The organism is Cellulomonas fimi (assembly GCF_028583725.1).
Classification (GTDB): Bacteria; Actinomycetota; Actinomycetes; order Actinomycetales; family Cellulomonadaceae; genus Cellulomonas; species Cellulomonas fimi_B.
Map to the genome: position 1 here is coordinate 3,888,446 of NZ_CP110680.1, position 26,117 is coordinate 3,914,562.

Annotated in this window: 24 protein-coding genes; 9 read left to right on the forward strand and 15 right to left on the reverse strand. The window is 75.2% G+C overall.

Annotated features, from left to right (window positions below; all coding sequences use genetic code 11):
* Nucleotides 1-206: 206 nt before the first annotated feature.
* Nucleotides 207-503, reverse strand: a complete 297-nt coding sequence (locus OOT42_RS17470) for an MTH1187 family thiamine-binding protein (RefSeq protein ID WP_168680835.1) — start codon at nt 501-503, stop codon at nt 207-209.
* A gap of 103 nt (nt 504-606) precedes the next feature.
* Here OOT42_RS17470 and OOT42_RS17475 point away from each other — a divergent pair, with 103 nt between their 5' ends.
* Together OOT42_RS17475 and OOT42_RS17480 are read left to right on the forward strand one after the other, a co-directional pair.
* Nucleotides 607-1,374: a hypothetical protein gene (locus tag OOT42_RS17475; RefSeq protein ID WP_273652418.1), complete on the forward strand. Its 768-nt coding sequence runs from the start codon at nt 607-609 to the stop codon at nt 1,372-1,374.
* A 49-nt stretch (nt 1,375-1,423) separates the two neighbouring features.
* Nucleotides 1,424-1,894, forward strand: a complete 471-nt coding sequence (locus OOT42_RS17480) for a DUF6174 domain-containing protein (protein WP_273652419.1) — start codon at nt 1,424-1,426, stop codon at nt 1,892-1,894.
* Nucleotides 1,895-1,909: 15 nt separating this feature from the next.
* Here the strand turns inward: OOT42_RS17480 and OOT42_RS17485 are convergent, their stop codons facing one another.
* The 4 genes from OOT42_RS17485 to OOT42_RS17500 form a co-directional block, all read right to left on the reverse strand.
* Nucleotides 1,910-4,870, reverse strand: coding sequence for an FAD-binding and (Fe-S)-binding domain-containing protein (locus OOT42_RS17485; protein ID WP_273652420.1), 2,961 nt, complete (start codon nt 4,868-4,870; stop codon nt 1,910-1,912).
* A 75-nt stretch (nt 4,871-4,945) separates the two neighbouring features.
* Nucleotides 4,946-5,383 carry an OsmC family protein gene (locus OOT42_RS17490; RefSeq protein WP_273652421.1) on the reverse strand — a complete coding sequence of 146 codons (438 nt, stop codon included), beginning with the start codon at nt 5,381-5,383 and terminating at the stop codon, nt 4,946-4,948.
* A gap of 112 nt (nt 5,384-5,495) precedes the next feature.
* Nucleotides 5,496-6,677, reverse strand: coding sequence for an AAA family ATPase (locus tag OOT42_RS17495; protein WP_273652422.1), 1,182 nt, complete (start codon nt 6,675-6,677; stop codon nt 5,496-5,498).
* Nucleotides 6,678-6,792: 115 nt separating this feature from the next.
* Nucleotides 6,793-8,034 (reverse strand): D-alanyl-D-alanine carboxypeptidase family protein, encoded by a 1,242-nt coding sequence (locus OOT42_RS17500; RefSeq protein WP_273652423.1) that lies wholly within the window; start codon nt 8,032-8,034, stop codon nt 6,793-6,795.
* A 381-nt stretch (nt 8,035-8,415) separates the two neighbouring features.
* Between OOT42_RS17500 and OOT42_RS17505 the strand changes: the two genes are divergently transcribed.
* From OOT42_RS17505 to OOT42_RS17520, 4 genes are all read left to right on the forward strand, one after another.
* The gene (locus OOT42_RS17505) at nt 8,416-8,991 is read left to right on the forward strand and encodes a hypothetical protein (protein ID WP_273652424.1); all 576 of its coding nucleotides are present in this window, start codon (nt 8,416-8,418) and stop codon (nt 8,989-8,991) included.
* A 135-nt stretch (nt 8,992-9,126) separates the two neighbouring features.
* Nucleotides 9,127-9,711, forward strand: coding sequence for a protein-L-isoaspartate O-methyltransferase family protein (locus tag OOT42_RS17510; RefSeq protein ID WP_273652425.1), 585 nt, complete (start codon nt 9,127-9,129; stop codon nt 9,709-9,711).
* 190 nt (nt 9,712-9,901) lie between these two features.
* Nucleotides 9,902-14,056 (forward strand): S8 family serine peptidase, encoded by a 4,155-nt coding sequence (locus OOT42_RS17515; protein ID WP_273652426.1) that lies wholly within the window; start codon nt 9,902-9,904, stop codon nt 14,054-14,056.
* 200 nt (nt 14,057-14,256) lie between these two features.
* A complete protein-coding gene (locus tag OOT42_RS17520; protein WP_273652427.1) occupies nt 14,257-14,766 on the forward strand; it encodes a DUF3806 domain-containing protein in 510 nt (169 codons plus the stop codon).
* A 55-nt stretch (nt 14,767-14,821) separates the two neighbouring features.
* On the opposite strand, the gene OOT42_RS17525 is transcribed toward OOT42_RS17520, so the two are convergent.
* Nucleotides 14,822-15,454, reverse strand: a complete 633-nt coding sequence (locus OOT42_RS17525; protein ID WP_273652428.1) for a ribonuclease H family protein — start codon at nt 15,452-15,454, stop codon at nt 14,822-14,824.
* A gap of 81 nt (nt 15,455-15,535) precedes the next feature.
* On the opposite strand from OOT42_RS17525, the gene OOT42_RS17530 reads away from it, so the two are divergent.
* Entirely contained in the window at nt 15,536-16,057 is a 522-nt protein-coding gene (locus tag OOT42_RS17530) for a hypothetical protein (protein WP_273652429.1), read from the forward strand.
* A gap of 37 nt (nt 16,058-16,094) precedes the next feature.
* Here OOT42_RS17530 and OOT42_RS17535 read toward each other — a convergent pair whose 3' ends face one another.
* The 4 genes from OOT42_RS17535 to OOT42_RS17550 form a co-directional block, all read right to left on the reverse strand.
* Nucleotides 16,095-16,688: a DoxX family protein gene (locus OOT42_RS17535; protein WP_273652430.1), complete on the reverse strand. Its 594-nt coding sequence runs from the start codon at nt 16,686-16,688 to the stop codon at nt 16,095-16,097.
* A gap of 198 nt (nt 16,689-16,886) precedes the next feature.
* Entirely contained in the window at nt 16,887-17,840 is a 954-nt protein-coding gene (locus tag OOT42_RS17540; protein WP_273652431.1) for a 5'-3' exonuclease, read from the reverse strand.
* 54 nt (nt 17,841-17,894) lie between these two features.
* The gene (locus OOT42_RS17545) at nt 17,895-18,539 is read right to left on the reverse strand and encodes a response regulator transcription factor (RefSeq protein WP_273652432.1); all 645 of its coding nucleotides are present in this window, start codon (nt 18,537-18,539) and stop codon (nt 17,895-17,897) included.
* Entirely contained in the window at nt 18,530-19,708 is a 1,179-nt protein-coding gene (locus OOT42_RS17550; protein ID WP_273652433.1) for a sensor histidine kinase, read from the reverse strand. The genes OOT42_RS17545 and OOT42_RS17550 overlap by 10 nt, the downstream gene beginning before the upstream one ends.
* A gap of 131 nt (nt 19,709-19,839) precedes the next feature.
* Between OOT42_RS17550 and OOT42_RS17555 the strand changes: the two genes are divergently transcribed.
* Both OOT42_RS17555 and OOT42_RS17560 read left to right on the forward strand, forming a co-directional pair.
* Complete coding sequence (locus OOT42_RS17555; protein WP_273652434.1) at nt 19,840-20,490, forward strand: DedA family protein; 651 nt, start codon at nt 19,840-19,842, stop codon at nt 20,488-20,490.
* A gap of 34 nt (nt 20,491-20,524) precedes the next feature.
* Entirely contained in the window at nt 20,525-20,959 is a 435-nt protein-coding gene (locus OOT42_RS17560) for a protein-tyrosine phosphatase family protein (RefSeq protein ID WP_273652435.1), read from the forward strand.
* 21 nt (nt 20,960-20,980) lie between these two features.
* Here the strand turns inward: OOT42_RS17560 and OOT42_RS17565 are convergent, their stop codons facing one another.
* The 5 genes from OOT42_RS17565 to OOT42_RS17585 form a co-directional block, all read right to left on the reverse strand.
* Entirely contained in the window at nt 20,981-21,574 is a 594-nt protein-coding gene (locus OOT42_RS17565) for a DUF4203 domain-containing protein (RefSeq protein ID WP_273652436.1), read from the reverse strand.
* A gap of 87 nt (nt 21,575-21,661) precedes the next feature.
* On the reverse strand, nt 21,662-22,693 hold the full coding sequence (locus tag OOT42_RS17570) for a LacI family DNA-binding transcriptional regulator (protein ID WP_273652437.1): 1,032 nt from the start codon (nt 22,691-22,693) through the stop codon (nt 21,662-21,664).
* Between the two features lie 31 nt (nt 22,694-22,724).
* Complete coding sequence (locus OOT42_RS17575; protein WP_273652438.1) at nt 22,725-23,624, reverse strand: carbohydrate ABC transporter permease; 900 nt, start codon at nt 23,622-23,624, stop codon at nt 22,725-22,727.
* Nucleotides 23,621-24,586: a carbohydrate ABC transporter permease gene (locus OOT42_RS17580; protein WP_273652439.1), complete on the reverse strand. Its 966-nt coding sequence runs from the start codon at nt 24,584-24,586 to the stop codon at nt 23,621-23,623. The genes OOT42_RS17575 and OOT42_RS17580 overlap by 4 nt, the downstream gene beginning before the upstream one ends.
* A 121-nt stretch (nt 24,587-24,707) precedes the next feature.
* Nucleotides 24,708-26,030: an ABC transporter substrate-binding protein gene (locus OOT42_RS17585; protein ID WP_273652440.1), complete on the reverse strand. Its 1,323-nt coding sequence runs from the start codon at nt 26,028-26,030 to the stop codon at nt 24,708-24,710.
* Nucleotides 26,031-26,117 lie beyond the last annotated feature (87 nt).

The following is a 26,117-nucleotide window of genomic DNA, read 5'->3' on the forward strand; positions in this document are numbered from 1 at the left end:
CGCGCGCATCCCCGACCGGATGCACGTGCGTCCACACTTTCCCACAGCCGGGCGCCCTCGTCAGCCCGTCGAACGGGTGGTGCGACGTGTTTCCGCCCACCCGCCCGGTTTCTCCCGGTGCGTTCTTGGTCACCCGTCCGAGTGGTGGGCACCCGTCCGGCTTCGGCGACCCGCCTCGACGGGCCCTCGCGAGCCCGCCGTCGCCGTCAGTCCTCCGCGAGCGCCGCCTCGACCCGCTCCACCTTGCCGGTGAGCTCACCCGAGCGTCCGGGCCGGATGTCGGCCTTGAGCACCAGGCTCACGCGGTGGCCGTGCCGCCCGACGGCCTCCGTCGCGCGCTTCACGACGTCCATCACCTCGTCCCACTCCCCCTCGATCGTGGTGAACATCGCGTCGGTGCGGTTCGGCAGCCCCGACTCGCGGACGATGCGGACGGCGTCGGCGACGGCCTGGGTCACGGACTCGCCCGCACCGAGCGGGGCGACGGAGAAGGCGACGAGCATGCCGCCACCCTGGACGGGAGCGCGCCGCGTGTCCAGCCGGACCGGGTGCTGCGGCCGGGTGCCGGGCATGGACGGACGTCGAGCCGTCCGCCATCATCGGCGCGTGCCGGCCCTCCGACGAGCGTCCACCCCCGCCCCCGCGCTCGGACCGGGCGGCGCGCCCGTGCCGTACGTGATGGTCGACGACTGGGGGGCGACGTTCACTGTGCCGCCGGACCTCGCGCGCCGGCTGGAGCCCGAGCCCGCCTGGGTCGTGCCGGCGGGGGCCGTGGTCGGGCTCGCCCCGGTCCTCGCGCTCGGGGCCGACGCCGCGACGGCGCCCGTCGCCCTCGTCGGCGTCGTCACCTTCCTCGTGGGGTTGGTGGTCCGCCACCTCGCCGTCGGACCCGCGCCTCTCGCCTGGCTCGCCCACGGCGCCTCGATGGCCGCGTGGACCTGGATCGCGTGGTTCGTCACGGCGGGCCTCGACGCGGGCTGGGTGCCGGTCGTCGCGTTCGTCGCCGTCGGCGTCGTCGGGGAGGCGGCCGTGGGAGCGCGGGAGCGGAAGGTCGTGCGCGCGCGGCAGGCCGCGGTCCGGGCGCTCGCCGACGGGGGCACACGGACGCCCGGCCGGTTCGTGGCGGGCGGCGACGTGCCGGGAGACGGGCCGACCGTCGTGGCGGCCGACGGCTCCGATCGGAGGTGGTCGGTGGTGCCGCGGGCGTGGGACCGGCCCGGCGTCGCTCGGACCTGGGCGACGGCGACGCCCGTGTGGGCCCTGCCCCGCCTCGCGACGGGTCACCCGGTGGGCGTCTGGACGACCGCGACGGGCGAAGCGGCGGTCGTGCTCGTGCCACGCAGACGCCCGCCGGAGCAACGGCGACCGGCCTGACCACGGTCGCGTCGGCGGTGGAGGGCCGGCGTCCGTACGCTCGGCTCGCATGTGGATGCCGGTGCGGGCGTGGGTCACGGTGGTCGGCGCGTGCGCGCTCGTCGGGGGCCTGAGCGGCTGTGGTGACGACGCTCCGTCCGGCCCGGTCCCCGGCGCGGCCGAGGCGGCGGAGCGGTGGGCGGACGGCGGCGTCGACTCCTACGCGTTCGCGCTGACGTCGTCGTGCGGCGAGCGGCTGCTCATCGGGTCGTACCGCGTGACGGTGACCGACGGCGACGTCACGGCCGTCGAGGGGCTCGACGAGGTCGGGCGGCGCATCGCCGGCGAGGGGCACGACCTCACGTCCGAGGTGCCGACGGTCGCCGCGCTGCTCGACCGGGTCGTCGCGGCGGACGCGAGCACCGTGCCCGAGGCGACGTTCGACGACGCGGGCGTGCCGACCGCCGTCACGTTCGACCCGTCGCCCGGGATCGACGACGAGGAGTGCTACACGGTCGCCGACGTCGAGCCGGCAGCCTGACGGGCGGACCCGCCGTCAGAGGCGGGACGCGAGCAGCTCGGCCAGGTGCAGGCCCTGGACGCCCGCGAGCTGGTCGGCCTGGGTGCGGCACGAGTAGCCGTCGGCCAGGTAGACGTCGCCGGGGGCGGCGTCGCGCAGCGCGGGGAGCAGGGAGTTCTCGGCGACCGCGACCGACACGTCGTAGTGGCCCTTCTCCATGCCGAAGTTGCCCGCGAGGCCGCAGCAGCCCGCGAGCGCCGAGAACTGCGCGCCCGCGTCGGTGAGCAGGCGGCGGTCGGGCGTCCACGTCATGACCGAGTGGTGGTGGCAGTGCGGCTGGACGACCGCGGTGACGTCGGACAGGTCGGGGACGGTCCAGCGGTCGCCGGGGCCGATCGGGGCCGGGGCGGTGAGGAGCTCGGCGAGCGTGCGCGTCTCGCGGGCGACGGCCACGGCGCGCGGGTCGTCGGGCAGCAGGTCGCGCAGGTCGCTGCGCAGGACGGCGGTGCAGGACGGCTCGAGCCCGACGATCGGCACGCCGTTGACGGCGAACGGCCCGAGGACCTCGAGCAGGTGCGTGAGCTGCTTGCGCGCGCCGTCGAGCTGGCCGGTGCTGATCCAGGTGAGGCCGCAGCACGCGTCGTGCTCGGGGACGAGCACCTCGTACCCGGCGGCGCGCAGGACCTTGACGGCGGCGTGCGCGACGGACGGCGAGAGCGTGTCGCTGAACGAGTCGACCCACAGCAGCACGGGCGGACGCGTCTGCGCCGCGACCGACGCGGCCGTGGACCCGTCGTCGAGCGGCGCGTCACCGGGGCGCTGTCCGTCCGTCGTGGCACGGTCCTTCCACCCCGCACCCGACGTGACCGTGACCGCGTCGCCCGCGCCGTGCCGGGCCCACGCCCGGAAGGGCGTGCGCGCGAACGAGACCATCTTCCGGCGGGTGTCCATGCCGCCCGCGGCGAGCACCGCCTTCGCCACCGGGCGGACGCCGAGGACCGCGTTGACCAGCGACGACACCCCGGGGACGGCCGTGATCAGCCGCGCCCAGCGGGGCAGCCAGCCGAGCGCGTAGTGGTTCACGGGCCGCAGCCGGCCGGAGTACGTGCGGTGCAGCACCTCGGACTTGTACTGCGCCATGTCGACGCCCGCGGGGCAGTCCGACGAGCACGCCTTGCAGGACAGGCACAGGTCGAGGACGTCGTGCACCTCGGGCGACGTCCAGCCGCGGTCGACGAGCGAGCCGTTCGCCATCTCCTGCAGCACGCGCGCACGGCCGCGAGTGGAGTCCTTCTCGTCCTTCGTGGCGAGGTACGACGGGCACATGAACGAGCCCGTCTCGCGGCCGTCGGCCCGGCACTTGCCGACGCCGACGCAGCGGTGCACGGCCGTCGTGAAGTCGCCCGCGTCGTGCGCGAACGAGAAGCCGGACCCCGCGAGCAGCGAGCGCGCGGCGGGGCGGCGCAGGTCGGCGTCGAGCGGGCGCGGGCGGACCAGGACGCCGGGGTTGAGCAGGTCGCGCGGGTCGAGCAGGTCCTTGAACGCGGCGAACAGGTCGATCGCGCGCTCCGAGTACATGACGGGCAGCAGCTCCGAGCGCGCGCGGCCGTCGCCGTGCTCGCCCGACAGCGAGCCGCCGTGCGACGCGACGAGGTGCGCGGCGTCGGTCATGAACGCGCGCAGCGGGTCGCCCGAGCGCTCCATCGGGACGTCGAGGCGTAGGTGCACGCACCCGTCGCCGAAGTGCCCGTACGCGAGACCGTCGACCCGGTGGGTCGCCATGAGCGCCTCGAGCTCGCGCAGGTACGCGCCGAGCCGCTCGGGCGGGACCGCGGAGTCCTCGAAGCCCGGCCACGCCTGCTCGCCCGACGGGGTGCGGCCGCCGAGGCCCGCGCCGTCCTCGCGGATGCGCCACATGGCGACGGCCTCGGGTCCCGGTGGGAACAGGCCGACGGCGGTCGTGGCGGCGTCGGCCGCGAGCGCGCGTGCCCGGTCCAGGGCCTCGTCGAGGGTGTCGCCGCCGACCTCGACCATGAGCCAGCCGCCGCCCGGGGGCAGGTCGGGCACGGCGGCCGCGCCCTTGACGCGCCGCACGACGTCGACGAGCCGGGAGTCCATGCCCTCGATCGCGAGCGGGCCGTGGGCCAGCAGCGCGGGCACCGCGTCGGCCGCGGTCGGCATGTCGGGGTAGCCGAGCACGACGAGCACGGGGGCCGCGGCGACCGGGACCAGGCGGACGGTCGCCCCGAGCAGCGTCGTCACGGTGCCCTCGGTGCCGACGAGAGCCTTCGCGAGGTCGGTGCCGCGCTCGGGCAGCAGGTGCTCGAGCGAGTAGCCCGACACCTGCCGGCCGAACCTGCCGAGCTCGGTGCGGATGACGTCGAGGTGGGTGCGCACCAGGGCGTCCAGGCCGGGCACCGCGTCGAGGGCGCCGGCCCCGCTGCCGGCCGTGAACCGGCGTCCCGTGCCGTCGAGCGCGTCGAGCGCGAGCACGTTGTCCGCGGTCCGCCCGTACGCGACCGCACGCGGCCCGCACGCGTTGTTGCCGATCATCCCGCCGAGGGTCGCGCGGGTCCACGTCGACGGGTCGGGGCCGAAGCGCAGCCCGTGCGGCGCCGCCGCCTTCTGCACGGCCGCCATGATCACGCCGGGCTCGACGCGCGCCGTGCGCGCCTCGGGGTCGATCTCGAGCACCCGGTTCACGTGCCGCGAGAAGTCGAGCACGATGCCCGTCCCGACCGAGTTGCCCGCGACCGACGTGCCGCCGCCGCGCGACGTCAGCGGGACGCCCAGCGTGCGGGACACCTCGGCGGCCGCGAGCACGTCGTCCACGTCCCGCGGGAACGCGACGACCTGCGGCACGACCCGGTAGTTCGAGGCGTCGGTCGAGTACTCGGCGCGGCGGCGCGACGTGTCGTCGACGTCACCGCGGAGGGCGGACCGCAGCGCGTGCACGACGTCGTCGGTACGCACGGCGGTGTCGGTCGGGGCGGTCACGGGTGCAGTCTCGCACCGCCCACCCGGGACCCCGCGCCCCGCCCCGCAGGCTGGGACGGGGCGCGGGGACGCCGGTCAGTCGAGGGCGGCGTCCAGGGTGATCTCCGTGCCCGTGAGGGCCTTGCTCACCGGGCAGCCCGCCTTGGCGGACTCGGCGGCGCGCACGAACCCGTCGGCGTCGAGGTTCTCGACCTCGCCGCGGACCGTCAGGTGGATGCCGCTGATGCGGAACCCGCCCGCCGGATCGGGGCGCAGCGTCACGTCGGCCGTCACGTGCAGGGCGACGGGAGTGCAGCCCGCCTCGGCGATGACGGCGGACAGCTGCATCGCGAAGCACGACGAGTGCGCGGCGGCGATGAGCTCCTCGGGGCTCGTCGTGCCACCCGCGTCGTCCGCGGCGCGCTTCGGGAACGAGACGTCGTACGTGCCGACGCCCGAGCTCGTCAGCTCGACCTGGCCGCCACCCTCCATGAGCGTGCCGTTCCAGGCGGTGCGTGCGGTGCGCGTGGGCATGCGGTCTCCTCGGTGTCGTGGCTCGGCGCGCCACCGCGGCGCACCGCGTCCCACGCTAGGAGGCCGGGCCGCCCGCCGCGCGCGGACCCGTCACGGTGGACACCGCCGCAGGTCAGCGGGCGCGCTCGAGGTGCCCGGCGACGATCTGCGTCGGGGCGCCCGCCTCGCGCAACGCCCACGCGGCGCGCGCGTGCACGGCCCGTCGCCGGGGCTCGTCGAGGCCCGCGTACAGCGCGCTGCGGACGAGGTCGTGCCGGAAGACGAGCCGGTCGGCGCGCGCGTGCACGAGCCCGGCGGCGAGCGCGACGCGCAGCGTCCGCCAGCAGTCCGGCACGGGGCACCCGACGAGCGTCGCGAGGTCGGTCACGACGAACGACGTCCCCAGCACCGAGGCGTGCGCGAGCAGGTCGAGCACGTCGTCGTCGAGGTAGTCGAGCCGGGTCCGGACGAGGGTGTCGAGCGCCGCCAGCCACGTCGCGCCCTGCACGTCGACCACGCCGTCGCGGACCTCCAGCGCGCCCGCGGACCGCGCGGTGCGGACCACGTCGGTGACGAACCGCGGGTTGCCGCCCGTCGTCGCGAGCGCGCCGCGCAGCGCAGGCCCGACGGACCCGCCGACGAGGCGCTGCGCGAGCTCGACGGTCGCGAGCGGCCCGAGAGGGCGCAGCTCGACGTAGCGGGCCCCGGCGCGCACCCACGCGTCGACGACGGTCGAGAGCTCGACGCGGTTCGGCACGGGCCGGAACGTCATGACGACGAGCGCGGCGGGCACGTCGCCCTCGTGCGCGAGCGCGTGGAGCACGTCGAGCGACGCGGGGTCGGCGTCGTGCACGTCCTCCAGCACGAGCACCCACGGCCCGCCGTCACCGCGGCGGCGCAGGAGCGCGGCGAACAGCTCGGCGGCGCGGGCCCGGCGCTCCTCGACGAGCGCGGCACCCCGCAGCCCGCCCCGGCGCACGTCGGCCCGCAGCGCGTCGATGAGGTCGGTGAGCTCGGCCTCGACGGGCCCGCGCGCGACACCGTGCGGGTGCGCGAGGAGGGCGTCGGCGAGCAGCGCGTACGGCTCGGGTCGCTCGCGGGTCGCGCGCGTGGCGCGCAGCCCGAGGCTGAGCAGGCGTGCGCTCGACGTGAGCGCCTCGACCAGGCCGGTCCGGCCGATGCCGGCCTCGCCCTCGACGAGGACGGTCGCGCCGTGTCCGCCGGCGGCGGAGGCCAGCAGGTCGTCGAGGTCGTCGAGCTCCGCGGCCCGCCCGACCAGCGGCCACGTGCGGCCGGGCTCGGCCGAGGTGCTCATGCGCCCGATCGTAGGGCGCGCGCGGCCGCTGCGGCGGGACGCGGGCACGACGACGGCCCGGGTGCGCGGGGCGCCCGGGCCGTCGGTCGTGCTGGTCCTGCGTGCGGGGACGGCGTCAGCCGACGTACTCCCAGTGCCACGCCTCCGGCTTGCTGCTGCCGCGCTCCGCCCACGACGGGTGCGTCCAGGAGAACCGGTCGGCGTTCGACTTCATCCACGCGAACTGCTTGGTGCCGAACGACTCGATGCCACCGCCGAGGTCGACCGCGACACCCGTGCCGTGGTTCGACGTGCCCGGCGTGGCGCACAGCCAGCCCTTGGTGCGGCGGCAGGCGACCTGGCCCGCGTAGGAGCGGTAGGAGTCGGAGATGCTGAGGTTGGTGCCGAACGCGGCGAGGTAGGCGGCGTTGAGCTGCTCGAGCGCCTCGGCGGCGTCGCAGCGCAGCTGCACCGACCCGTCCCACGAGACGCCGCACAGCGCCTCGCCGGGGATCTTGCCGTTGGCGTAGCCGAGCAGCGACTGCTTCCAGGCGGCGCGCTGCGCGGCCTGCTCGGCGGCGACGCGGGCGGCCTCAGCGGCGGCGGCGGCCTCGGCGTCGGCCTGGGCCTGCGCGGCGGCGGCTGCGGTGCGGTTCGCCTCGGCGGTCGTGCGGATCTCGTCCGTGAGCGCCGCGACCTCGGCGGCGGCGTCGCGGATCGTCGCCGGGCTCGCGTCGTCCTCGTCGACCCGCTCGACGGGCGCCTCGGTCGTCGCGCCGGGAGCCGGGCTCGCCGTCGCGTCGGGGGTCGCCTGGGCGGCCGGGTCGCTCGCGGTCGGGGTCGGCTCGGCCGCCTCGTCGGTCGTCGCGGGGGCGTCGGTCGTCGTCGGGGCGTCCGTCGTCGCGGCCGGGTCGCTCTCCGACCGGTCGGCGGCGCGCGAGGTGCGCTCGCGCTCGGGCCGGACGTCCTCCGGGAGCGCGTCCACGAGTGCCTCGAGGCGGTCGGTCGCGGCCTGGAGCTCGGCGAGCCGGGTGACGTCGACGGCGGCCTGCTGACCCTCCGTCTGGGCGGCGGAGCTGGCCTCGATCGCGTCGTCGGCGAGACCGACGGCCTGCGTGACGGCCCGGGCGTGCGCGGCCTGCGCCTGCTCGGCGGCCTGCGCGGCCTGGACGGCCTGCTGCTCCTCGCCCTTCGCGGACGCGGCGGCCGTGACGCTGCCGCCGAGCGCGATGGCGAGCACCGCGACGACGGCGCCCTGGGCGAGCCGGGCGGGCATGTGGCCGCCGCGCGGCAGCACGTGCGCCCGGGGGCGGTGCGTCCGGCGCAGGACCGCGCGGGTGGCGCCGGTGTCGGCGGACACGCGCTCGGTCGCGTCCACGACGACGGGGGTCGGGGTCGTGCGGGCAGGGGTGCTGTCGTCCCGGGGGGCGGAGGGGACGACGGGGGTCGCGGCAGTGCGCGGGGCGACGTGCTTGCCTCCCCGCGACCGACGCGCCGGGATCGGCAATCTGTCACTCACGCGCTTCACGTTAAGTGAGTCGGACGGCCGCCCCGGACACTTGAGACGAAGAACATGTGCGGATCCCGTCACGTCTCCGTCACAGAATTCACAGGGAGGCGGTCGGCAAGCGTGTTCCCCCAGGTCACAGGCCCGCGAACGGCCGTTTCGGACACTCCGGACAGGCCCATCCGGGCGCTGTGGCATTCGTCACGCAAGCGCGACACAAGCCGCCCGGGCACCGACCGCTACGCTTCGAGCGTGCCAGCCGACGACCTCTCGACGACCCCCGCCCCGCGCGGGCTCGACGACCTCTACGACATCAGCCGGCTGGCCGCTCGGCTCGGCGTCGAGCACTCCACGATCCGCGTCTGGCTGTCCCGCAAGGTGCCGTGGCTGCCCGCCCCCGACGGGCGTCTCAACGGCGGCGCGGTCTGGCGCGCGACCACCCTCGAGGGCATCGAGCAGCGCCGCACCCCCGGCCGGCCCGGCCGCAAGCCCGGGTTCGTCCCGTCGCGCGCCGCCGCCGACGTCGCCCGCACCAGCCCCTCCGTGCCGACCACGACCGGCGCCCTGCCCGTCGTCACGAGCACCGCCGAGCTCCCCGTCGTCGCCACCACCACCGGCGCGCTGCCCCTCGTCGCGACCGGAGCGACCGCCGTCGTCGCGACGACCACCGGCCCGCTGCCCGTCGTCGCCACCACCACGGGCGCCCTCCCGCTCGTCGTCACCGGCGCCCTGCCCGTCGTCGCCCCCGCCGCCGACGCGCTCGCCGCGGCGGACGTCGCCGCCGGCCTCCCGGCGGCCGCACCCGCCGTCCCGGTCTCGGCGGGCTAGCCGTACCGACCCGCCGCGTCGTCGACGCGCTCGATGGGTCGTCGCCCATGCGCACAGCCCCACGCGCGCGCGACCGCGGGGCGCGCGCCCGTCACCCGACCCGTCGACGCGGCGCTCGCGTCCTACCCTGAGGAGATGGGCGCCGTCCCGGACCCCGAGCGCGCGGCCGACGTCGCGGAGGCGATGCGCACCCTCGCACGCGAGCACTTCCTCCCCGAGGAGCAGCGGCACCGGGCCGGCGAGGACCACCCGCTCCCCCTGTGGCACGGCCAGACCAGCTCGCAGCCCAGCACCGTCGCCGCCATGCTGCGGCTGCTCCAGGTGCCGGTGGGCGCGCGCGTCCTCGACGTCGGCAGCGGCTCGGGCTGGACGACCGCGCTGCTCGGCAGGCTCGTCGGACCCGGCGGCGCGGTGCTCGGCCTGGAGCTCGACCCGCAGCTGGCCGACTGGGGCCGCGGCAACGTCGTCGCGTGCGGGATGCCGTGGGTCGCGGTCGAGCGCGCCGACCCGCACGTCCTGGGACGTCCGGTCGACGGCGGCTGGGACCGCGTGCTCGTGTCCGCGGCACCCCGCGCGCTGCCGCAGGCGCTCGTCGACCAGGTCGCCGAGGGCGGTCGCATGGTCATCCCCGTCCGCTCGACCATGCACCTCGTGCGCCGCGTCGACGGACGCGTGCTGGTCACGACGCACGGCTCCTACACGTTCGTGCCGCTGCGCTGACGCAGGTCGCGGGGACGGCCGCCGACCGGCGCCGGGACGCGCGTCCGACTCCGACGAAAAAGACGACCGTGCACGGGGGTGACGAATGTCGTGACTCGTCAGTAACGTGCACGAGGCACCCGGGTGCGCGCGCCAGGAAGCGGCTCGTCGTCCGGGTGCACGCCGGTCCTCACCAGTCAGGGATGTGCACATGTCACGTCGTCCGTTGCTCGCCGGGCTCACCGCCCTGTCCGTCACCCTCGGAACCGCCGTCCTCGGCGCGCAGCCCGCCACCGCGGCACCGCCCCCGGACACCCCGAGCGCCGCCGACCCCGGCACGCTCGACCCCCGCGCCGCCGCCCGCGTGTCGCGCGACCTGCAGGACGCCACCGGACGCGTCACCGCGTTCGTCCAGCTCGACGCGAAGTCCGGCGCCGACGTCGTCGCCGACGGCGGCTCCCCCGCCCAGGTCCGCGCCCAGGCCGAGGTCACCGAGGAGCTCGCCGAGGACGTCGTCCCGCAGGAGCAGACGGCACGCACCGCCAAGGCTGCGGAGCCGCAGCGCATCGCCACCCTGACCAACCTCGTCGCTGGCACGCTCGTCACCGGTGACGCCGCCGAGGTCCGCGCGCTCGCCGACAGCCCCGACGTCGTGGCCGTCTACCGCGTCGCGCGCAAGACCGTCGACAACGCCCACCAGGTCGAGTTCACGCGTGCGCTCGCGACGTGGCAGAGCACGGGCCAGACCGGCGAGGGCGTCCGCGTGGGCGTCATCGACACCGGCCTCGACTACACGCACGCGGACTTCGGCGGCCCCGGCACCGTCGAGGCGTACGAGCAGGCGTACGGCGAGGACGGCACCCAGCCCGTGCCCGCCGGGCTGTTCGACCCCGAGAAGTTCCTGGGCGGCTACGACTTCGCCGGCCCGCTCTACGACGGCAACACCGACGACCCGCTGCCCGGCTCGACGCCCGTCCCCACGCCCGACGAGAACCCGATCGACCCGACGTACCTGTCCGACAACGTCGGTCACGGCACGCACGTCGCGGGCACCGCCGCCGGCTACGGCGTCCTGCCCGACGGCACGACGTTCGAGGGCGACTACACGTCCCTGACGTCGGTCGCGGACTGGCAGGTCGGACCGGGCACCGCGCCCGAGGCCGGGCTGTACGCGTTCAAGGTGTTCGGCGACATCGGCGGCTCGACCGAGCTCACCGGTCTCGCGCTCGACCGCGCCGCCGACCCGAACGCCGACGGCGACTTCGGCGACCGGCTCGACGTGCTGAACCTGTCGCTCGGCGCCGCCGGCGCGCCCGCCGACGACCCGGACACGCTGCTGGTCAACGCGCTCGTCGCGCTCGGCACGGTCGTCGTCAACTCCGCGGGCAACTCGGGCGACATCACCGACATCGGCGGCTCCCCCGGCAACGCCGCGGGCGCCCTGACGGTCGCCAACTCGGTCGGCTCGCCCCAGACGTACGACGGCATCGAGGTCACGGCGGCCGCGAACCCCGCGCTCGTCGGGCTGCACTCCGGCCAGAACTCCATCGCCTACTCGGGCCCGGACGTGACCGCACCGGTCGCGTCCGTCGGTGCGTCGTTCGACGGCTGCACGGCGTTCACCGCCGCCCAGGCCGCGACGGTCGCCGGCAAGATCGCCTACCTCTGGTGGGACGACGACGACTCGACCCGCCGCTGCGGCTCGGTCGTCCGGTTCAACAACGCGACCGCCGCGGGCGCCGTCGGCGTCCTGCTGCCCACCGAGCAGACGGTCTTCTCCGCCGGCATCTCGGGCAACGCCGCGATCCCGGGCGCCCAGATGACGGCCTCCACGACCGACGCGCTGCTGCCGGAGATCACGGCCGGCACGCTCACCGTGCACATCGGCCCGTCGCTCGCCGGCGCGGTCGTCGCGGACATCGCGGGCGACGCCCTCAACCCGGGCTCGTCGCGCGGCGAGCACGGCTCGCTCGGGCACGCGAAGCCCGACGTCGCCGCGCCCGGCACGCTGATCTTCTCGGCGGCGTCCGGCACGGGCAACGAGCCGCAGTCGCTGTCCGGCACGTCGATGGCGTCGCCGCACGTCGCCGGCATCGCCGCACTCGTCCGTGGTGCGCACCCGAGCTGGGACGCCACGCAGGTCAAGGCGGCGGTCGTCAACACCGCGACGCACGACGTCTGGACGGGCCAGAACCAGACCGGTGAGACCTACGGACCGCGCCGCGTCGGGTCGGGTCGCGTCGACGCGCTCCAGGCCGTGGGCACGAACGTCGTCGCCTACAACACGCAGGACCCGAAGCAGACGTCCGTCGCCTTCGGCGTCGTCGAGGTCGGCGCCCAGACCGTCGTGCAGAAGAAGACGGTCACGGTGAAGAACCTCGGGACGGCGAGCGCGCGCTACAGCACGTCCGTCACCACGTCGACGACCACCGGGGGCGCGACCGTCACCGCGTCGCCCGCGTCGTTCACGCTGCCGGCCGGCGGCTCCGCGATCGTCACCCTGACGCTCACGGCCGACCCGTCGACCCTCAGCCGCGACCTCGACCCGACCTCCGCGGCGACGACCGCCGGCGTGCCGCGCGAGTACGTGTCCGAGGTGTCAGGCCGCCTGGTGCTCACGTCGGGCTCGCAGGAGCTGCGCGTGCCCGTGCAGGCCGCGCCGCGCCTGGTCAGCGAGCTCACCGCGGCTCCCGTCGCGTTCGCCGACCCGGCCGCCACCACCGCACCGCTCACGCTCTCGGGCCGCGGCGTCGCGGAGGGCGGCTGGTACTCGCTCACCACGCCGCTCGTGCTCGGCACGACCGACGCGCGTCGCGAGGCCACGCCCGACGGCTTCCTCACCTCGGAGTCCACGCTGGCGGCCGGTGACATCCGGTACGTGGGCTGGGCGTCGAACGCTCCGCAGGTCGCGGCCGCGGGCGGCGACCCCGCCGCGGACGGCGTCATCGGGCTCGGTCTCGCCACGGACGGCGAGTGGAACACGCTCGGGCTCGGCTGGCTGCCGGTGTTCGACATCGACGTGGACGGTGACGGCACGGCGGACTTCCAGACCGCGGTGCAGAAGGTGCCGGACACCGACATCACGCTCGCGACCACGTACGACCTCGCGACCGACGACGCGGTGTCGCAGTGGCCCGTCAACGCGTTCTTCGGCAACGTCGAGGCGGGCGTGTTCGACAACAACGTCCTCGTCGCGCCGGTCGACATCGCCGCGCTGGGTCTCGCGCCCGGCGCGACGCCGACGGTCACGGCGTGGACGTACTCGCCGGACTACGCGGTCACGCCGCCGGCGATCGACGAGGCCGACCCGTTCACGATCGACCCGTTCGACCCGCCGTTCTGGTTCGAGCCGGACATCGCGGGCTCGTTCTCGTCGCTCGGCGCGGACGGCACCGAGATCCCCGTGCACCGCTCCGCGGACGCGGGCTCCGGCACGCTGCTCGTCCTGCACCACCTCAACGCCGACCCCGCCGCGCGTGCGCAGCTCGTCGACGTGACGGTGCCGGAGCCGACGGCGACGACCACGACGCTCACGGCGAGCGGCGCGTCGAAGGCCGGCCAGGAGCTCACGCTCACGGCGACCGTCACCCCGGCCGAGGCCACGGGCACGGTGCGGTTCCTCGACGGCGACACGGAGATCGCGTCGGCGGCGGTCAGCGGCGGCACGGCGACCGCGAAGGTCCGCCTCGGCGCCGGGAAGCACGCGCTGACCGCGGTGTTCACGCCCGACAGCGCGCTGTTCGCGTCGTCGACGTCCGCGGTCGTCACGGTCGACCTGAAGAAGTCGGGGTCGTCCACGGCGCTCACGCTGTCGCGGAACTCCGGCCCGTACGGTGCCGCGGTCGCCGCGACCGTCACCGTCACGGGTCAGACGGCGGCGCCCGCGGGCACCGTCGAGATCCGTGAGGGCAGCAAGGTCCTCGGCACCGGCACGCTCGCGGTGACCGGCCTGGTCGGGACGGCGACGATCGCCCTGCCGCAGGACCTCACCGTCGGCACGCACCAGCTCACGGCGGTGTACACCGGCAGCGCGGACGTCTCGACGTCGAAGTCGCAGCGGTCCTACCGGGTGACGCCGGCCGTCGCGAAGGCGACGCTGTCGACGGAGTCGTGGACCGTCCCGGCGGGCGCGAAGCCGTCCGTCACGGTGACGGTGTCGGGTGCCGCGGGTGCTCCGGCGCCCACGGGCAAGGTGACGGTGCTGCACAACCTGCGGACCGTCGCGACCGTCCAGCTGAAGGACGGCGCGGCCACCGTCACGCTGCCCGCCGTGAAGGTCGGTGGCTACGTCACCGCCCTCTACGCGGGTGACAAGGGCTACCTGCCCACGGTCACGACGCACGCCCTCACGGTGACGCGGTCCTGACCACGCGGGACCGCCCGTGCGGTCCCGCGTCGGGCCCCTGACCTGGGGTTCTCGGCACGAGGGCGGGTCCTCCGACCGGAACGACGCACGTCGTCCGGACGGGGGACCCGCCCTCGTCGGGCGTCAAGTCCCGTGCCGGACGCGTCGATTCCCTCCGTATGCCGCTGTTCCGTCGCACGCCCAGGCCCACGGACGGCTCCGTGGTGCCCACGCCGCACGGACCCGCCGGGGCCGAGCACGTGGACGCCGCACCGCCGGACGCCCTCGCACCGCTCAACGCCGCCGAGCTCGTCTGGACCGCGCAGCAGCGCGCGCTCGTCGAGGAGCTGTGCGACGGCTCGCTCGACGCGAAGGCCGTCGGCGACCTGTTCGACCGCGTCCAGGCGACGTGGCGCGCGAGCGAGGACCGCCCCGACCCGGAGCCGCTCGTCAACGCGTTCGGGGTCGCGCTCGGCGACCTGCTCGTGCAGCGCGTGCCCGGGCTCGCGTGGGCGTCGCACACCGACGCGTCGGGCACGCGCCTGGCGCTGACCCACCCGACGGGCGGGCTGCTGCTGCTCCCGATCACGACCGTGGCCGACGAGTGGGGGTCGGCGCCCGAGCGCTGGTTCGTCGCGACGGTGCACCGGTCGGCGGGGACCGCACTGGCGACGCTCGCGGCCGGTCAGCCCGAGGCCGAGGCCGCGGGGACGGACGCTCCGTCGGCCTGACGGCGGCTCGCCCGGCCTGACGGCTCGTCGACGCCGGGCGCGGGTGGCGGCCCGCTCAGAAGAGCGTGTCGACGACGACCGCGGGCGCGGACCGTCCGGGTCGGGCCGGCACCGCACGATCGGGCGCGGCCCCGGCCGGGCCTGCGGACGCGGCAGGACCGGGCGTCGGGACGGCCGCGGCCGGGACCGACGGCTCCGGGCGGCCCGGGCCGCCGACCGCGTTCGCCGGCAGCGACGACTGCGCCGACGACGGCTTCCCGTCACGCGCCTCCCGGGCGGCGACACCCGCGAGCTCGTCGGCGCGCTCGTTGAACCGGTCGCCCCGGTGCCCACGGACCCACGCGAACGCGACCGGCCCGGGGCGCTCCGCGATGGCGCGGTCGATCGCCTGGATGAGTGCGAGGTTCTGCACGGGGCCGCCGCTGGCCGTCCGCCAGCCCTTGCGCTTCCACCCGTGCACCCACTCCGAGGAGCACTTGATCGCGTACTGCGAGTCCGCCTCGATGCGCAGCGGCTCGTCGCCCGGGTGCGCGTGGATGGCCTCCAGGACCGCGGTGAGCTCGGCGATCTGGTTGGTGCCGGACGCGGCGCCCCCGCTCGCGTGCGTGCCGTCGTGGTTGGCCCACGCCCAGCCGATCGCGCCGCCGGGGTTGCGCAGGCAGGAGCCGTCGGTGCTGACCGTGATCACGAGCGTCGATTCTGCCGTGCCGGGAGGGCCGAACGGTGCACGTCGCTCAGGTCGGGCGCGCGTCGCGCCGATGAACTCCGCATGACGACGATCGACGACGTCGACCTCTTCGGTGAGGCGTTCGGTGGCTTCCGGTCGGTGGGCGTCGCGCGGCGACGTCACTCGGCGGTCCTGACCGTGCTGGCGCTGCTCGCGGCCGCGGGCGTCGTCGGCGCGGGCTTCGTGTGGGCGCGGGACAACGCGCGCGGCCCGGTCGTGGAGCACGTGGACGCACGCACGCTGCTGCCGGTCTTCGCGACCGCGCAGGGTGTCGACGACGTGGTCGACCCGGCCGAGATCGGGCGCCTGCTGGTCGACCGGTCGTCGACGCGGTTCCTCGCCGAGACGGAGAGCGGCCGCCACTACGCGGCCGTGAGCACCACCGGCGAGCTGTGCCTGCTGACGCTGCCGCCGGGCGACCTGGCCGAGCTCGGCTGCGTGTCGTCCGTCACGGGCGCGCAGCTCGCGTCGGGCGACGTGTGGCTGGCGGCAGAAGGTGGACCCGCCCCCGCAGCCGACGACGGCTGGCGTGAGGCGGGTCCGAACCTGTGGGTGCGCGGCTGACGTCTGCCGGCCGCTGACGGGCGCTCCGCGAGGAGCGTCACTCCCCGGGGAGCCGCAGCCGGGCGCCGAGCGCGACGGCGGCGATCACGGCCCCGGCGGCGGCGAGCACCACGTCCTTGAGGACGTACTGCGCGACGATCGTCGGGCCGCCCGCGGGGAACAGCTCGTCGAAGAACAGCACGAGCGGCGACATGATGCCGACGAGCGCGCCCGCGAGCAGGACGAGCCCGGCCCGCAGGAAGCGCCCGGTGACGAGCGTGAGGCCGATGACGGTCTCGAGGACGGCGGTGAGCAGGAGCGCCGCGGTCGGGCCGACGAGCCCGAGCGTGAGCTCGCCGATCGTGCGCTGGGCGAGCTCGGCGGCCGGGCTGACGCCGGGGAAGAACTTGAGCACGCCGAAGCCGAGGAAGACGAGGCCGAGCGAGATCCGCAGGGCCGTGACCGAGTGCTTCGTGAGCACGCGGGCCAGGGCGGCGACCGCGTCGTCGGCGAGCGCCCGGGTGCGGGCGACGCGGCCGGTGGCGCGGGGGCGTGTCATGGTCGGCCGGTCGGTGCCGGCGAGGGTGTTGTCCGGGACGGTCGTCGTGGGTCGCACGGCGGCGCGGCGGGTGCCGGTGGTGGTCGAGGTCATGGTGGTGCCTTTCGGGGCGGGCCCGCGTCGGGCCGTCGGGGGTGCCGGCGGTGTCCGGCGGGGTCCTGTGGCTACCGGTCGGTAGCTCACGACCCAGCAGGAGGGACGCCTCCCGATGTCTGATACGCCCGGTTCTACTCATCACCCGGACGGGTGACCAGGACCCCCGTCCGGCACGCGCGGCCCGTGCCCCGCCGCTCAGTCCGCCGACGCGAGCGCGTCGACCACGCGCTTGACGCTCGACGCCAGCCCCCACCGCTCCGCGAGCGCGACGAGCCTCTCGGGGTCGGCCGCGACCCGTGGCAACGCGTCGGGCACGTCGCCCACGGGCGCGTCGGGCGCGACCTGCACCACGCGCGGCGCGACCGCGAGGTAGTCCGCCGCCTCGGTCAGCCGCCGCCGCTGCGTCGCGGTGAGCCCCGGGTCGCCGGCGTCGCGCGCGGCGAGGATCCCGTCGAGCGACCCGTACCGGTGCACGAGCGTCGCCGCCGTCTTCTCCCCGATCCCCGGCACACCCGGCAGACCGTCGCTCGGGTCGCCGCGCAGCACCGCCATGTCGGCGTACGCCTGGCCCGACGCGACCGCGTACCGCTCGGCCAGCCGCGCCGCGTCGACGACCTCGAGGTCCTTGATCCCGCGCACCGTGTAGAGCACACGCACGTGCGCCTCGTCGTCGACCAGCTGGAACAGGTCCCGGTCGCCCGTGACGACGTCGACGGCGGCCCGCTCGTCGGCGGGCCGCGCCTTCTCGCGGGCGACGAGCGTGCCGATGACGTCGTCGGCCTCGAACCCGGGCGCCCCGACGCGCGCGATGCCGAACGCCTCGAGCACCTCGACGATGACCGGCACCTGCGGCGTGAGCAGGTCCGGGACCTCCTCGACGTCGGACCCGCCCGGGACGGCCTGCGCGACGCGGTGCGCCTTGTAGGACGGGATCGCCTCGACGCGGAACGCCGGGCGCCAGTCGTCGTCCCAGCACGCGACCAACCGCGTCGGCCGCCGGTCCTGCACGAGCCGCGCGATCATGTCGAGCAGCCCACGCACCGCGTTGACGGGCGTCCCGTCGGGCGCCTTGACCGAGTCGGGCACCCCGAAGAACGCGCGGAAGTACAGCGAGGCGGAGTCGAGCAGCAGCAGCCGTCCGTTGGTCATGCCCGGACGCTACCGGCGCCCGCCCACGCACCGCGCCAGGACCGGGCCCGCCCGTCAGCCGCCGAGGTACCGCAGGATCGCCAGCACGCGGCGGTTGTAGGCGGACCCGGCGACCAGGCCGAGCTTGTCGAAGATCGCGTTCGCGTGCTTCTCCACGGCCGACGTCGACAGGTGCAGCGTGCGGGCGACGCCCGCGTTCGTCCGGCCCTCGGCCATCGCCGCGAGCACGTCGCGCTCACGGCCGGTCAGGGCGGCCAGCGGGTCGGTTCGCGTCGTGTCCCGCAGCAGCTGGCGGACGACCTCGGGGTCGACGACGAGCCCGCCGGCCCGCACACGCTCGACCGCGTCGAGGAACTCGTCGACGGCCATCACGCGGTCCTTGAGCAGGTACCCGACCGCACGCGCGTCGTCGCCCATCAGCCGCGTCGTGTACTCGCGCTCCACGTACTGCGACAGCACGACGATCCCGACGTCGGGCCACCGCCGCCGGATCTCGACCGCGGCGCGCACGCCCTCGTCGGTGTGGGTCGGGGGCATCCGCACGTCGATCACCACGACGTCGGGCCGCTCGGCGGCGAGGCGGGCGAGCAGCTGGTCGGCGTCCGGGTACGCGGCGACGACGTCGTGCCCCTCGTCCACGAGCAGCGCGCGCACGCCCTCGCGCAGGAGCGTCGAGTCCTCGGCCAGCATCAGGCGCACGGGACCACCGCCTCGACCCGGGTCGGGCCGCCCGGAGGGCTGTCGACGGTCAGGCGGCCGCCGGCCGACGCGACCCGCCCGACCAGCCCCGCGATGCCGTGCCCGCTGCGGGCGTCGGCGCCGCCGACCCCGTCGTCGGTCACGACGACCGTCACCCGCTCGTCGGGTCCGTCGCCCGTCACGTCGACCGCGATCTGCGCTCGGGTCGCGCCCGCGTGCCGGGTGACGTTCGTCAGCGCCTCCGCGACGACGTAGTAGACCGTGGTCTCGACGTGCCCGGGGAGCCGGCGGGGACGGTCCCACCGCACGGTCGTCGGCGGGTCGGTGCGCTCCGCGAGCTCGTGCAGGACGGGTGCGAGCCCGCGCGTGTCGAGCGACGAGGGCCGCACCCGCCACGCGACGTCGCGCAGGTCCGCCAGCAGGTGCTCGGCCTCCGCGGCGGCGCGGTCGAGCAGCTCGTGGGTCCGCGTGCCGGGCTCCGCGGCGCGGCGCGCACGACCGACGAGCAGCCCGACGGCCACCGCGCGCTGCTGCACGCCGTCGTGCAGGTCGCGCTCGATCCGCGCGCGCTCGGCGTCGAGCGCGGCGAGCAGCTCGGCGCGGCTCAGCGTGAGCTCGGCGACCTGACGCGTGAGGCGTTCGGTGCGGTCGCCGGCGAGCCAGCGGTCCGCCGCGGCGCGGTCCAGCACGCCGACGCCCGCGAGCCCCATGAGGTCGAGGTACAGGAGGACCGCACCGAGCGGGACGAAGACGAGCATCGTCGACGTGGTCACCTGCCCCGCCGCGAGCGGGTCCGACACCGTGACGCGGACGTCGAACAGCCACGACAGCAGGCCGACGACCGCCGCGTACACGCCGAACGCCAGCAGCCCGAGCACCGCGGTCCCCACGACGCCGACGCCGACACGGGCCGCGAGGAAGGCGGTCGCCCGCCCGAGCGGGACCGGGACCGCGTCGTCCGTCCACCCGTGCCACCGCACGAGGCGGCGCCGGTGCGCATCGACCAGCCGGGTCACCGCCCCGGCGACGGTGCGCGAGCGTCCCGCGACCACGGCGGCGGCGGAGACGAGCAGGTCCAGCGGCCAGACGACCGTGCCGACCGCGGCCCCGACGAGCAGCTGCGACGGGCCCGGACGTCCGCGCGTCGAGGGCATCGCGGACGTCGTCACCCGCGTCAGCATAGGAGCCGGGCCGGCGGCTGCGGGATGCGGGAAACCGCACCGTCGCGTGCGGTCGACCGCGGCCGTCGGGCGGGGAACCGCCGGGTCACGGCGGGTGCGTGGTTCCTAGCGTCGTGGCCATGTTCGACGACATCCTCGCGCCCGTCACGGACGGCGCCGTCAGCCTCATGGAGTCCCTCGGCGCGCCCGGTGCGGGCCTCGCCATCGCCGCCGAGAACCTCTTCCCGCCGTTGCCCAGCGAGCTGATCCTCCCGCTCGCGGGCTTCACCGCCTCGCAGGGCGACCTCGTCCTGTGGCACGTCCTGGTCTGGACGACGACCGGCTCGCTGGTCGGCGCGCTCGTGCTGTACGCGCTCGGGGCGTGGCTCGGGCGCGCGCGGCTGCTGCGCGTCGCGGACCGGCTCCCGCTCGTGGACGTCACCGACGTGCACGCCGCCGAGTCGTGGTTCGCCCGGCACGGTCACCGGGCGGTCCTGCTGGGGCGGCTCGTGCCGATCGTGCGCAGCCTCGTGTCCGTGCCCGCGGGCGTCGAGCGCATGCCCCTGGCCAGGTTCGTCGTGCTGACGACGGTCGGCAGCGCGGTGTGGAACACGGCGCTGGTCCTCGCCGGGTACCTGCTCGGCGAGCAGTGGCACCGCGTCGAGGACGGCGTCGGCGTGCTCCAGAGGCTCGTCGTGCTGGCCGTGGTCGCCGGCCTCCTCGTCTGGCTCGTCCGCCGGCTCGCGGCGCGGTCGCGCGGCGACCGACCGCGGGAGGGCGCGGGGTGGTAGAGGTCGGAGCCGGGACGTGCGAGGGGGGACGGCGATGACGTGGCACCTGGGCGACGGGGTGGTCGAGCTTCCCGACGGGCGCCGCGTGCGCGGGCGCGGCCTGCGCTCGGCACCGCCCGCCGGGGCCGAGCCCGAGCTCGGCGTCTACCTGACGGCCGCTCCCCCGCCGGAGCAGGCGTGGGAGTCGCGCTGGGTCGCGTGGCCCGACTTCTGGCTGCCGCGCTCGACGGCCGACGCGGTCGCGGTGCTCCGCGAGGCCCACGAGCGCGCCGCCGCCGCACGGGTCGAGATCGCGTGCGACGGGGGCACCGGCCGGACCGGGACGGCGCTCGCGCTGCTCGCGGTGCTCGGCGGCGTGGCCCCGGAGGACGCGGTCGCGTTCGTTCGCAGCCGCTACCGGCGGCGTGCCGTCGAGACGCCCTGGCAGGCGCGGTGGGTCCGTCGCACCGGGCACCTGCTGCGCGGGTGAGCGGTCCCGCGCGCGGGGACGTCAGGTCGTGGTGGCGGCCGGGGCGCGCGGCGGGAGGCCGAGCTGCTTGCGGAACAGGCGGCGCTGGACGACCCAGCCCGCGGCGGCGAGCGCGACCCACGCGACCACCATGACCACCTGCTCGGCGCCCTCGTCGGGGTGGCGCAGCAGCCCGAAGACGGACGGCCACATCAGCGCGAGACCGCTCAGCGTGAGGCTCGCGCCCGCGAGCACGGTGAGCCACAGCAGCGCGCGGCGGTGGTACTTCTCGGCGAGCGTCGCGGACGCGATCGCTACGGACAGGACGAGGACGCCGCCGAGGACGACGCTGGTCCCGGACGACCCGAGCGCCGACCACAGCTTCGCGCCGATGACGGCACCCGCGGCGAGGCCGACGACGAACGTCGCGAAGCGGAAGACGAGCGACACCACGAGCCACAGCACGACCGCGACCCCGGCGGCGACGAGCAGCGCCGTCCCGGTGGAGGCACCCGTCGCGTCGGCCACGAAGTAGCCGAGCCCGAAGCCGGACGCGAGCAGCGCCAGGTTCACGGACCGGATCCCGAAGAAGCAGAGCAGCACCCCGACCGCCAGGACGACCAGTCCTGTGCCCATCGCGCACCCCCTCGCGTCGTCCCCAGGCTAGCGAGCGACGCCTGCGGCGCACCCTCCTCCACGGGTGAGACCAGGGTGCGCAGGAGGTCAGGCGCTGGAGCGCACGACGAGCGACGTCGGCAGGGTGATCGCGGCGGGCGCCTCGCCCTCGACGACCTCGAGCAGGAGGCGGACCATCTCGGACGCGATGCGCTCGAACGGCTGCCGCATCGTGGTCAGCGGCGGGTCGACGGTCGCGGCGAGGCCCGAGTCGTCGAACCCGCCGACGGCGACGTCGCCGGGCACGGAGCGGTCCGCCTCGCGCAGCACCTGGATCGCGCCCGCGGCCATGAGGTCGGACGCGACGAACACCGCGTCGAGGTCGGGGCGCCGCTCCAGGAGCTCGCGCATGCCGGCGGCGCCGCTCTCGCGCGAGTAGTCGCCGTGCGCGACGAGCGTCTCGTCGAACGCGTCGCCCAGCTCGGTGCGGTACCCCTCGAGCCGCATCTTGCCGCCGGGCGTGTCCAGCGGGCCGGTGATCGTCGCGACGCGGGAGCGGCCCTGGTCGAGCAGGTGACGCGTCATGCGCCGCCCACCACCGAGGTCGTCGGCCGCGACGTACCCGAGCTGGCCCTCGAACCCGAGCGGGATGCCGCAGGCGATCGTGGGGATGCCCTGGCGGACGAGCTCGGCGAGGACCGGGCTGCCGGCGTGCGACGAGATGAGCAGGACGCCGTCGACGTGCCCGGCGCCGACGTAGGACAGGACCTGGCTCTGCTCCTCGGGCGTGCCGGCGACCATGAGCAGCAACGGCATCGACCGGCCGGCGAGCGCCTGCGCGGCGCCGCGCAGCAGGATCGAGAACGTGGGGTCCTCGAACAGCAGGTGCTGCGGCTCGGTGAGCAGGAACGCGACCGAGTTGGACCGCCCGGTGACGAGCGACCGCGCGTGCTGGTTCATCGAGTAGCCGGTGGTGCGGATGGCCTCCTCGACGGCGGCGAGCGCCTCGGGCGACACCCAGTGCCCGCCGTTGATGACGCGGGACACGGTCCCGCGGGACACGCCGGCGGCCGCCGCGACGTCGCGGATCGTGGGGCGTCGGCGCGGCACGGGCGCGGCGGCGTCGGTCGTCGTGTCCATCGGACGGAACTCTATGCGTCGCACCACGTCGTCAGGCCTTCACCGAGCCGGCGGCGAGGTCGACCTTCCAGTACCGCTGCAGCGTGAGGAACAGCAGGGCGAGCGGGATGATCGACAGCAGCGCGCCGGTGATGACGGACGTGTACATCGCGGGCTGCGACGCCCCCTGGTTGAGCAGGCCGTTGAGGCCGACCGTGATCGGGTAGAGCCGGTCGTTGCCGAGCATGATGTACGGCAGCATGAAGTTGTTCCAGATGCCGACGAACTGGAACAGGAACACGGTGACCAGCCCGGGGCCCATGAGCGGCACGGCGATGCGGGAGAACGTGTGCCACTCGCTCGCGCCGTCGGTGCGCGCGGCCTCCAGCAGCTCGTCGGGCACGGACGCCCCGGCGTAGATGCGGCACAGGTAGATCCCGTACGGGCTGATGAGGCTGGGCAGCAGCACCGACCAGTAGGTGTTGGTGAGGTTGACCTCGGCGAGCAGCAGGTACTGCGGCACGGCGAGGACCACGCCCGGGACCAGGACGCCCGCGAGGATGAGGTTGAAGACGAGCTTCTTGCCGTGGAACGCGTACTTGGCGAGCGCGTACCCGGCCATCGCCGACACGATCACGGACAGCCCGGCGCCGACGCCGGCGTACAGCGCGGTGTTGGCCATCCAGCGCCAGTACAGGCCGTCGCGGTACGCGGAGAGGTCCGCGATGTTGTCGAACAGGTGCGTCGAGGGCAGGAACGTGAACGTCGAGAACAGCTCGGCGGCCGACTTCGACGACGCGACGAGCACCCACGCGACGGGCATGAGGCAGTAGAGGGCGCCGACGAGCAGCACGACGGTGCCGAGGACGGACGGGCGGACCTTGCGCTCGGGCCGCAGGGCCGGCGCCGGCGCCGCTGCCGTCGAGCGCTGCGAGGCGAAGGTCGTCGTCATCGGGACTCCTGGGAGAAGGCGCGGCCGTCCTGGACGATCCGCAGGAACAGGTAGGAGAACGCGAACGTCGCGAGCGCGATGACGACGGACGTGGCCGACGCCGCGTAGATGTCGCCGCGCGTGAACGCGTCGCGGTAGACCTTCATGAGCGGGCTCCACGTGGTGGAGATGGTGTTGCTCAGCGGCCGCAGCGTCATGGGCTCGGCGAACACCTGGAGCGTCGCGATCATCGAGAACAGGAACGTCAGGACGAGCGACGGCATGACGATCGGGATCTTGATCCGGACCGCGATCATCAGCTCGGACGCGCCGTCGAGGCGGGCGGCCTCGTAGAGGTCGGTGGGGATCGCCTTGAGGGCGGTGTAGATGATGATCATGTTGAAGCCGACGCCGCCCCACAGGCCGATGTTCGCGATCGCGAAGACGACGAGCCCGGGCGACATGACGTCGGGGACGTCCCAGCCGAGCTGGTCGAACACGTAGTAGAACGGGCTGACACGCGGCAGGTAGAGGAAGCCCCACAGCAGCGACGCGATGACGGCGGGCACGGCGTAGGGCAGGAAGATCGAGATCCGCGAGAAGCTCGTGGCGCGCGTGCGGCGCGAGTCGAGGAGCAGCGCGAACAGCAGCGCGAGGCCGAGCATGGTCGGGACGAGCAGCAGGCCGTAGACGGCGACGCGGCCCACCGAGGCGATGAACTCGGGGTCGTCGAGCGCGCGCGTGTAGTTGGAGAACCCGGCCCACACCTGCTGGCGGGCGCCCGAGCCGAGACCGAGGCCCTTGACGATCTCGGTGCGGAAGCTGAGGTAGACGGCGTACCCGATGGGCAGCGCCAGGAACAGCGTGAAGAGCGTGAGGGCCGGCGCGAGGAAGGCGTACGGGGCCGCGGTGCGTCGGCGGGGCCGACGGCGCCGGGTCGGTCCGCTCGTCGCGGCCGCGCGGGGCGGGGCGAGGGTGGTCACGTGGGGGTCCTTCCGTGGACGCGCGTTCGCGACGGGGTCGCGGGGTTGCCGTGGCGCGGTGAGCGCCGGAGCGGGGTGACGGGCGGCCGCCCGGCGGAGGGGTGCCGGGCGGCCGCTCAGGTCACTCCGTGACGTTGAAGCCGGTGTTCTTCAGGTCGTCGAGCGTCGTGGCCTGCATGGCGGTCACGGCGTCGAGGAACATCGAGGCGCTCTTCGCCTCGGCGGCCTTGCCGAACTCGTCGTTGTACGCGGAGTACGCGACGTTGACGTTCGGGCCGTAGGTGAACGGCTGCACGCCCTTCGCGGTCTCGGCGGCCAGCGTGTAGAAGTCGGCCTGGTTGGAGAAGAACTCGGGCGGGCTGGCGAGCGCCTCGGCCTGGCTCGGGATGTCGGCCGGGTAGAGGCCGCCCTCCGAGACGAGCAGGTTGACGCCCTCCTGGCTGGCGTTGAGCCACGCGATGAACTTCGCGGCCTCGGCCTTGTGCTTCGACTGCGACGTCACCGAGGTGGCGGAGCCGCCCCAGTTGCCCGTGGCGGAGTCGCCCTCCTCCCACTGCGGCATGGGGGCCATCTTCCACTTGCCCGCGGTGTCGGGGGCGTTCCCGGACAGGACGCCGGGCGCCCAGATCGCGGAGAGCCAGCCGACCTGCGAGCCGTCGTTGAGCGCGGCGTTCCACTCCGGGGTGTACATCGGCTTGTTGTCGATGACGCCCTTCTCGACGAGGCCGCCCCAGTACTCGGCGACCTTCTGCACGGGCGCGGACTCGATGTCGACGCTCCACGCGTCGCCGTCGATGCCCCACCACGACGCACCGGCCTGCTGCGTGAGGCCCGTGAACCAGCCGGCGTCGTTCGCGGAGAACGTGCCGAGGTACTTCGACGGGTCCGCGGTGTGCAGCTGCTCGGCGACCTGGGCGTACTGCTCCCACGTCGTCGGGACGGCGAGGCCGTACTGCGCGAAGACGTCCTCGCGGTAGTAGAACTGCATCGGCCCAGAGTCCTGCGGGACGCCGTAGACCGCGTCGCTGCCGAGCGTGACGGACTGCCACGTGCCCTCGGCGAAACGCTCCGCGGTGCCGTCGGGCAGCACGTCGGCGATGTCGGCGAGCGCGTCCTCGGAGACGAGCGTCGGGATCTTCTGGTACTCGGTCTGGAACAGGTCGGGCGCGCCCGAGCCCGCCTGGATCGCGGTGAGCAGCTTGGTGACGGCCGGGTCACCGCCGTCCTGCTTGTTGACGGTGACCTGGATGTCGGGGTTGGCCTCGTTCCAGACCGCTGCCGCCTCCTCCATGCCGGGGGCCCATGTCCAGAAGGTCAGCTCGACCTTCCCGCCGGAGCCGTCGGCCGGGCCGTCGCTGTCGTCGCCGCCGCTGGAGCACGCAGTCGCGAGCAGCGCGGTCGCAGCAACCGCTGCTGCGACGCGGATACCTGTGTGCAGGCGCATGTGACCTCCTCGTCAAGGGTCCGCCGCTGCGTCGCGACGGACTGGCGTCGTCTGTGACGCCGAGCCTGTGCGCGTTCACAGTGAAGG

What these genes read in the sequence shown, in the direction of transcription:
- OOT42_RS17570 (WP_273652437.1), bottom strand. Translation starts at nt 22,693, where the DNA reads ATGGACACGACGACCGACGCCGCCGCGCCCGTGCCGCGCCGACGCCCC.
- OOT42_RS17555 (WP_273652434.1), top strand. Translation starts at nt 19,840, where the DNA reads ATGTTCGACGACATCCTCGCGCCCGTCACGGACGGCGCCGTCAGCCTC.
- OOT42_RS17495 (WP_273652422.1), bottom strand. Translation starts at nt 6,677, where the DNA reads ATGAGCACCTCGGCCGAGCCCGGCCGCACGTGGCCGCTGGTCGGGCGG.
- OOT42_RS17490 (WP_273652421.1), bottom strand. Translation starts at nt 5,383, where the DNA reads ATGCCCACGCGCACCGCACGCACCGCCTGGAACGGCACGCTCATGGAG.
- OOT42_RS17585 (WP_273652440.1), bottom strand. Translation starts at nt 26,030, where the DNA reads ATGCGCCTGCACACAGGTATCCGCGTCGCAGCAGCGGTTGCTGCGACC.
- OOT42_RS17540 (WP_273652431.1), bottom strand. Translation starts at nt 17,840, where the DNA reads ATGACCAACGGACGGCTGCTGCTGCTCGACTCCGCCTCGCTGTACTTC.
- OOT42_RS17575 (WP_273652438.1), bottom strand. Translation starts at nt 23,624, where the DNA reads ATGACGACGACCTTCGCCTCGCAGCGCTCGACGGCAGCGGCGCCGGCG.
- OOT42_RS17510 (WP_273652425.1), top strand. Translation starts at nt 9,127, where the DNA reads ATGGGCGCCGTCCCGGACCCCGAGCGCGCGGCCGACGTCGCGGAGGCG.
- OOT42_RS17565 (WP_273652436.1), bottom strand. Translation starts at nt 21,574, where the DNA reads ATGGGCACAGGACTGGTCGTCCTGGCGGTCGGGGTGCTGCTCTGCTTC.
- OOT42_RS17470 (WP_168680835.1), bottom strand. Translation starts at nt 503, where the DNA reads ATGCTCGTCGCCTTCTCCGTCGCCCCGCTCGGTGCGGGCGAGTCCGTG.
- OOT42_RS17560 (WP_273652435.1), top strand. Translation starts at nt 20,525, where the DNA reads ATGACGTGGCACCTGGGCGACGGGGTGGTCGAGCTTCCCGACGGGCGC.
- OOT42_RS17530 (WP_273652429.1), top strand. Translation starts at nt 15,536, where the DNA reads ATGACGACGATCGACGACGTCGACCTCTTCGGTGAGGCGTTCGGTGGC.
- OOT42_RS17535 (WP_273652430.1), bottom strand. Translation starts at nt 16,688, where the DNA reads ATGACCTCGACCACCACCGGCACCCGCCGCGCCGCCGTGCGACCCACG.
- OOT42_RS17515 (WP_273652426.1), top strand. Translation starts at nt 9,902, where the DNA reads ATGTCACGTCGTCCGTTGCTCGCCGGGCTCACCGCCCTGTCCGTCACC.
- OOT42_RS17480 (WP_273652419.1), top strand. Translation starts at nt 1,424, where the DNA reads ATGTGGATGCCGGTGCGGGCGTGGGTCACGGTGGTCGGCGCGTGCGCG.